Annotated in this window: 8 protein-coding genes and 1 pseudogene; 5 read left to right on the forward strand and 4 right to left on the reverse strand. The window is 50.2% G+C overall.

What is annotated here, in order from left to right; translation table 11 throughout:
- Nucleotides 1-131: 131 nt before the first annotated feature.
- The 5 genes and pseudogenes from KDK14_RS06790 to KDK14_RS06810 all read left to right on the forward strand — a co-directional run.
- Nucleotides 132-257 (forward strand): annotated as a pseudogene (locus KDK14_RS06790) (helix-turn-helix domain-containing protein); the annotation flags it as partial.
- A 153-nt stretch (nucleotides 258-410) separates the two neighbouring features.
- Nucleotides 411-1,067: a TVP38/TMEM64 family protein gene (locus KDK14_RS06795; protein WP_257264273.1), complete on the forward strand. Its 657-nt coding sequence runs from the start codon at nucleotides 411-413 to the stop codon at nucleotides 1,065-1,067.
- On the forward strand, nucleotides 1,060-1,563 hold the full coding sequence (locus KDK14_RS06800; RefSeq protein ID WP_257264274.1) for an NYN domain-containing protein: 504 nt from the start codon (nucleotides 1,060-1,062) through the stop codon (nucleotides 1,561-1,563). The genes KDK14_RS06795 and KDK14_RS06800 overlap by 8 nt, the downstream gene beginning before the upstream one ends.
- Before the next feature lie 359 nt (nucleotides 1,564-1,922).
- A complete protein-coding gene (locus KDK14_RS06805; RefSeq protein WP_101745061.1) occupies nucleotides 1,923-2,132 on the forward strand; it encodes a cold-shock protein in 210 nt (69 codons plus the stop codon).
- A 239-nt stretch (nucleotides 2,133-2,371) separates the two neighbouring features.
- Complete coding sequence (locus tag KDK14_RS06810; RefSeq protein ID WP_257264275.1) at nucleotides 2,372-2,896, forward strand: DUF1269 domain-containing protein; 525 nt, start codon at nucleotides 2,372-2,374, stop codon at nucleotides 2,894-2,896.
- A 60-nt stretch (nucleotides 2,897-2,956) separates the two neighbouring features.
- On the opposite strand, the gene modC is transcribed toward KDK14_RS06810, so the two are convergent.
- The 4 genes from modC to moaE all read right to left on the reverse strand — a co-directional run.
- Nucleotides 2,957-4,030 carry a molybdenum ABC transporter ATP-binding protein gene (gene modC, locus KDK14_RS06815; RefSeq protein ID WP_257264277.1) on the reverse strand — a complete coding sequence of 358 codons (1,074 nt, stop codon included), beginning with the start codon at nucleotides 4,028-4,030 and terminating at the stop codon, nucleotides 2,957-2,959.
- Nucleotides 4,030-4,716, reverse strand: a complete 687-nt coding sequence (modB, locus tag KDK14_RS06820) for a molybdate ABC transporter permease subunit (RefSeq protein ID WP_257264279.1) — start codon at nucleotides 4,714-4,716, stop codon at nucleotides 4,030-4,032. The genes modC and modB overlap by 1 nt, the downstream gene beginning before the upstream one ends.
- The gene (modA, locus tag KDK14_RS06825) at nucleotides 4,717-5,520 is read right to left on the reverse strand and encodes a molybdate ABC transporter substrate-binding protein (RefSeq protein WP_257264280.1); all 804 of its coding nucleotides are present in this window, start codon (nucleotides 5,518-5,520) and stop codon (nucleotides 4,717-4,719) included.
- A gap of 35 nt (nucleotides 5,521-5,555) precedes the next feature.
- Nucleotides 5,556-6,156 (reverse strand): molybdopterin synthase catalytic subunit MoaE (gene moaE, locus KDK14_RS06830; RefSeq protein WP_373691045.1); only part of this gene is annotated, 601 nt, incomplete at its 5' end.

Here is a 6,156-nt window from a genome sequence, read left to right on the forward strand (position 1 = left end):
GAGTGCCGGCACAAGGAGTCAGAAATATATGATTTCATATGGTTAGCTACTTATATACCACACTTGGTTGTTGGGTACGCCAGCCTGTTTTCAATATCAATTTTGGCAGGGTTAAATCCTGTTACCAGCTGCTGGAGTGGGAGTGTCTGCAGAAAGTACTGTAGCACAGCGGCAATATCTCTGCCGCCGCCAAAAGCCCGGGCACACATCGCAGGACACTTCAGCGAAAACTCAACAAAAGGTCCGGTTCTCGCTAATTGATTCTTACTGTATCAGCCATTATTCTTACAGGTTTTATCGACAGCGGCCGGTCATTTCCAGTGAATTGCTTATCCCTTCGCAGCACTGTCTTGCGATGCTCTTTTTTCAGAAAGAATCGTCAGATACTCTCATTGATGGGAATGCTCACTATGACTTCCCTCTTTGGCAGCACCCTGGTCACCTCACTCGCGATCACCTGGCAGGACACCCTTTACACGTTATCCCTCCACCAGTGGGCCTGGCTCTTCACGGCCAGCGCCCTGACCATGGCACTGGCCCTGACACCGTCTACCCTTATCGCCCTGATCAGTGGCTATTTTCTGGGGTGGCCAGCGTTTTTCTATATCCTGATCTCCTACCCGGCAGCGTCTGCTCTGGGCTATCTGGTGGGGAAATCACTGGATCATGGGCAGCTGATGAAGACACTCCCCCCAAACTCCCGAATACACCTGACGCTTGATGCAGTGAAACATCATCAGTGGCCACTGGTGATTCTGACCCGAATATCACCAGTCCTGCCCTTTTCATTAATGAACCTGGTGCTACCGGCGATTGGCGTTCGCCTTGCTACATTTCTGGTAGCCGGCTTTATTGGCATGTTACCCAGAACGCTGTTTGCCCTTTGGGCAGGTATGCAGGCAAGAAACCTGATCGTTTTACTGAAAAATCCGACGCAAGGCAATCTGTACGTAATTGTCATGGCGTTGGCATCGATGCTTGCCATTGGCGGCCTGATGTATCTTGTCCGCAAGGCATCATCAACCATCATCATGAAACAGCATGACAGGATAAGAACCTATGACTGAAAAACGTGTTGCGCTGTTTGTTGATGTGCAGAACATCTATTACACCACCCGCCAGTTCTATAACAGCCATTTTGATTACAACGCGTTCTGGGCGCTGGTCAGCAAGGGCAGAAAGATTACCAGAGCCATCGCCTACGCTATAGATCGCGGGGACCCCAGGCAGCGGCAATTCCAGGACATTCTTCGGGCCATTGGCTTTGAAGTAAAGCTGAAGCCTTATATTCAAAGAAGCGACGGCACCTCAAAAGGTGACTGGGATGTGGGGATAACGCTGGATGTCATGAGCCAGGCACCCGAGGTCGATATCATTGCCCTCGCTTCCGGTGATGGTGACTTTGACCTGCTGTTGCAAAAAGTGCAACAGGACTTTGGCCTGCAGACTGAGGTCTACAGTGTTGAAGCTCTGACAGCAGCATCGCTGATGCAATCGTCCAGTCAATTTATTCCGATCACCCATGACCTGTTGCTGCCCATCAAGAGCACTAAAAAACGGTGAACAAAAGGTAATAAGGAGCTGTCCTGAATACCTGAAAACCAGGTAAAGATTTCTTATCCAACAGGTCCATCGAGCCCCTGATTTTCGGTTAAAATTCGTTCGTTATTCTGTTGATAACAAACTTGATAAAATCTTTGACATCCCTTCAGACAGCTATTAGAGTTTCTATTGGCCATTATTGAGAAGAACGAAAAATCGTATTGCTTTTTGAGTACTTCCTGACCGTCACACCACTTCTTCTTAGTTTAAGTTCTGCTACTTTGATTGCTTTACTCTTAAATAGATATATGAAGATGTGACTGCACATTGGCTTAACGCGTGTACAACGCATTTTTATAGAAATATTCAGGAGACATTGCATGTCTAAATCGACCGGAACGGTAAAGTGGTTCAGTGAAGAGAAAGGCTTTGGCTTTATCGCTCAGGATAACGGCGGTCCAGACGTTTTTGTTCACTTCCGTGCCATCATTGGTGACGGTTTCAAGACTCTCGCAGAAGGTCAGGCTGTGACCTTTGACGTTGAGCAGGGCCAGAAGGGTCTTCAGGCTGCCAACGTAGAGAAAGTATAAGCTTTTCCCCTCCCGGGAAAACAGTAAAAGAGCACCTGGGGTTGCTCTTTTTTATGGGCGAATATTTCTCGCCTGACGGTCAAAACCAAACAAACAGTCTGACCAAAAGTTGAAAAGCTCTCCCATCCCCCTTCATTGATCATCAGACACCTGTCAACCATTTGACTGTCAGTTAAAATCATCTACTTTTTTAACAACGATTTCCTAATAGACTGGTTTCAGTCTCTTTCTGGAGCTTGATGATGAAAACACCGAACACTTGTGTTGCTGTCTATAAAACCCATAGTGCTGCTGATGATGCGGTCAAGTGCCTGCAAAAAGCAGGCTTTGAGATGAAAAAGATATCCGTCATTGGTAACGACTACCACACAGAAGAGCATGTGGTTGGTTATTACAACACAGGTGACAGAATGAAAGCCTGGGGAAAAATGGGGGCTTTCTGGGGCGGGCTCTGGGGCATTCTGTTTGGTGCCGCTTTTTTTGTGATTCCGGGCGTTGGCCCAATGGTTGTGGCCGGACCATTAGTGTCTGCCATTGTCGGAGGCCTTGAAGGTGCAGTGATTGTTGGCGGTGTATCCGCACTCGGTGCAGGTCTTGCCAGCATGGGAATTCCCAAAAACAGTATTGTACGCTATGAAGAGTCCCTCCTTGCAGGCAGCTTTCTGTTGCTTTATAACGGTACCGAAGAAGGTGTTGCTGCTGCTGCAAAACTGTTGCTTGAAAGCACAGACCACGATGGTGTGGAAACGCATAACAAAAGCTGATGCCACAAAAGATCCAGCGGGTCCAATTAGCTGAGCAGTTCATATTTGGAGGGTTGCGTATCAGATAACATCCAGACAAGCCCCCTTGAAATGGGCAAAAACACGCAGCCCTACTGACAAATTCAATAACCTCAGCGCTCTTCTGGTGACCAATGCCAGCAATGTCTGCCCTTCAGCCGCCATAAACAACATGACATTATTGGAATCCAGTTCCTGTATCGACTGAATCGTTGTCGCCACTCGATTCTGAATGCTTGTGCATTGGATATCTTCCACAACAATACTGACTTCCCGGGCAGGCAATATGACTTTCAGATGGGTTCCCGGCAGTGCTGAAATCTGATTGACCCACAATGTCTGGCCACCAAACAGCAGCTCGGTAAAACCGTACTCCTGATCATGGCTACCCACTTCTACTGCCAGAATCGCCAATGCAGAGTCATCCCTGGTTAATAGAGAACCTGGCCCACTGAGCAATTGACGACACTCGCCACGGGATACAATCTGCCCCTGCTCAACAAGCATCAGTTTATCCGCCAGCCGTGCAACCTCTTCACGGGCATGGCTCACCATGACCACCGGTATACCAAAGTGCTGATGGATAGTTCTCAGGCAGGGAAGAATGCTGGTTTTTGCTGACCAGTCAAGTGACGCCAGGGGCTCATCCATTAATAAAAGACGGGGACCGTTTAATAAGGTTCGGGCAATAGCAACCCGCTGCTGCTCACCGCCGGAAAGTTTATCAACCGTACGTCCCAGTAAATGCACAATATCAAGCTGCTCAACCACCTCAGATAATGACGGCATTGCCACATTTGCCCCGGCCCGCTGCAAGGCAAACTGGAGATTTGCCATAACGTTCAAATGGGGAAACAGCCGGGCTTCCTGAAATATATAACCAATGCCCCGTTGCTCCGGCGGTACCCATATTCCCTTTTCAGAGTCCTGCCAGAGTTCATCATTGAACTGGAGCCGTCCTTTGGCATGACGTTCCAAACCGGCAATGGTTCTCAGCAGTGAAGTTTTACCACATCCTGAACGTCCCATAATGGCCCAGGTGCTATCGGTAGCCAGTGACTCATCAACACCAAGCACAAAGCGATCCCGGGGAAGCTGAATATCTATTCTTAGCATTAACGACGACCGATGTTTGATTCCAGCGACAAGGCGGCCTTGCGATCAAGACTATACAGGGTAATCAGCAGCAGCATGGCAAATACCATCAGACCCGCAGCAATCTGATGAGCCTCGCTGAACTGCTGCGATTCCACCGCATCGAACAAGGCAATGGACAGCACCTGCGTCTCTGCGGGGATATTGCCACCAATCATAAGCACCACACCAAACTCGCCAACGGTATGGGCAAACCCCATGCAGGCTGCCAGAATCATCGCCCTGCGGGTACAGGGCAGGACAACATTAAAGAAACGATCCATTGGTCCGGCCCCCATCATGGCGGCGGCCTCAAGCAGGCCCTTGTCAAGCTGTTCAAAGGACCGCTGCAGTGGTTGCACGACAAATGGCATAGAACAGATGACAGAAGCAATCACCAGCCCGGTAAAACTGAACGCCAGGGTGGTGCCGGTCAGCGACAACCAGAGCTGCCCCGGCCCATAGTTTGGCGAGCAAAGCAACAATATATAAAAACCAAGGACGGTTGGCGGTAATACCATTGGCAGACCCACCAGGGCTTCCAGCACGGGTCTTGGCCAGCTGTGCATATTAGCCAGCCCCCATGCCATGGGAATCGCCAGCAGCATCAGAATCAAAGTGGTCATGGTGGCCAGTTTCAGCGTTACCCAGACAGCAGTGAGCAGCATTCAGAACGCTTCCTTTCGATGTTCGGAGATTGGTTTACCGGCCATTGTCGTTGATACCGGCAAGTAACCCTGTTTGGCAATGGTGTGCTGAACAGACGGTGACAACATAAACGCCACAAACGCCTTTGCCGCCTCAGGCTGTCTGGTCCGCTGCAAGATAACCAGGTCCTGCTGAATCGGATCATACAACGTAGCAGGAATCAGAAAAACATGGCTGTCGTCGTCTTTATGGTTGACCAGCTGCGCTTTCGCCACCAGCCCTGCAGGAATATGACCACTGGCCACAAACTGCCAGGCTTGCTGGATACTGGCTCCCTGCACCAGTCGGGAGCGAAGCGAAGACCAGAAACCCAGCTTTTCCAAAACCTGCTGTGCTGCCAAACCATAAGGCGCTGTTGCCGGATTGGCAATGGCCAGGCGCCCTGTATAGACCGCCAGATCCTCCAGTGTCATGGCTTTCCCATGTTCACCGGAAAACCCGGGACTCCACAAAACCAGCACGCCCAGGGCATAGGGCTGCCGACTGCCTTTCAGTATCAGTCCCTTTTTTTCCAGCAGCCGGGCTCTGTGGCTATCTGCTGACAGAAAGATATCGAAAGGCGCACCATGGATGATCTGGTTATACAGCGCACCGGTAGAGGCCGAGGAGATCAGTAACCGGTGCCCGGTTTCTGCCGCAAACGCTTTGGCCAAAACTTCCAGAGATGGTTTGAAGTTTGCTGCAACGGCCACTTTCAGTTCTATTGCGTTGACCGATGCCACCAGAAAAGCGAGCAAGAATGCTAAAAATACAGTTCTTGACATGAGGCGGGCGTTCTTTATGAGTTCACTTGCCAAGGTCAAAGCCAGCGATCTGCCGCTTGCTGGTCAGAGTCACGCTCATCAACCCAGCGATCCCCCTCCGGCGTCGTCTCTTTCTTCCAGAACGGCGCACGGGTTTTCAGGTAATCCATAATAAACTCACAGGCAGCAAATGCCTCTTGGCGATGGGCGCTGGCGACACCCACAAACACGATTCGGTCACCGGGATACATCTGCCCAATACGATGGATAACCCGAACCGTCTGCAGCTGCCAACGGGCTCTGGCCTCATGGATAATTTCCTCCAGGGCTTTTTCCGTCATCCCCGGATAATGTTCCAGAAACAGACCGCCCACCTTATCGCCAAGGTTCATATCCCGAACCGTTCCGGTAAAAGTCACAATGGCGCCTGATGAGGTATTCCCTTCCAGGTGTGCATATTCCTGGCCGGGGTTAAAGTCTTCTGCTTGAATGGCAATCAAGGTTCTGATCCTGTTTTTTTGCACTGCTTTTTTGAACCACAAAGACACGAAGAAAAGAAAAGCTTTTGTCAGGAGGCTGTCCGAGAATAGCGCCCGACAGGGCGTCCCCATAGCGAGGATGGCAGAAAATTGAGGATACAATTTCTTCGTTTTGTGA

This window comes from Endozoicomonas sp. ONNA2, assembly GCF_024606365.1.
Lineage (GTDB): Bacteria > Pseudomonadota > Gammaproteobacteria > Pseudomonadales > Endozoicomonadaceae > Endozoicomonas.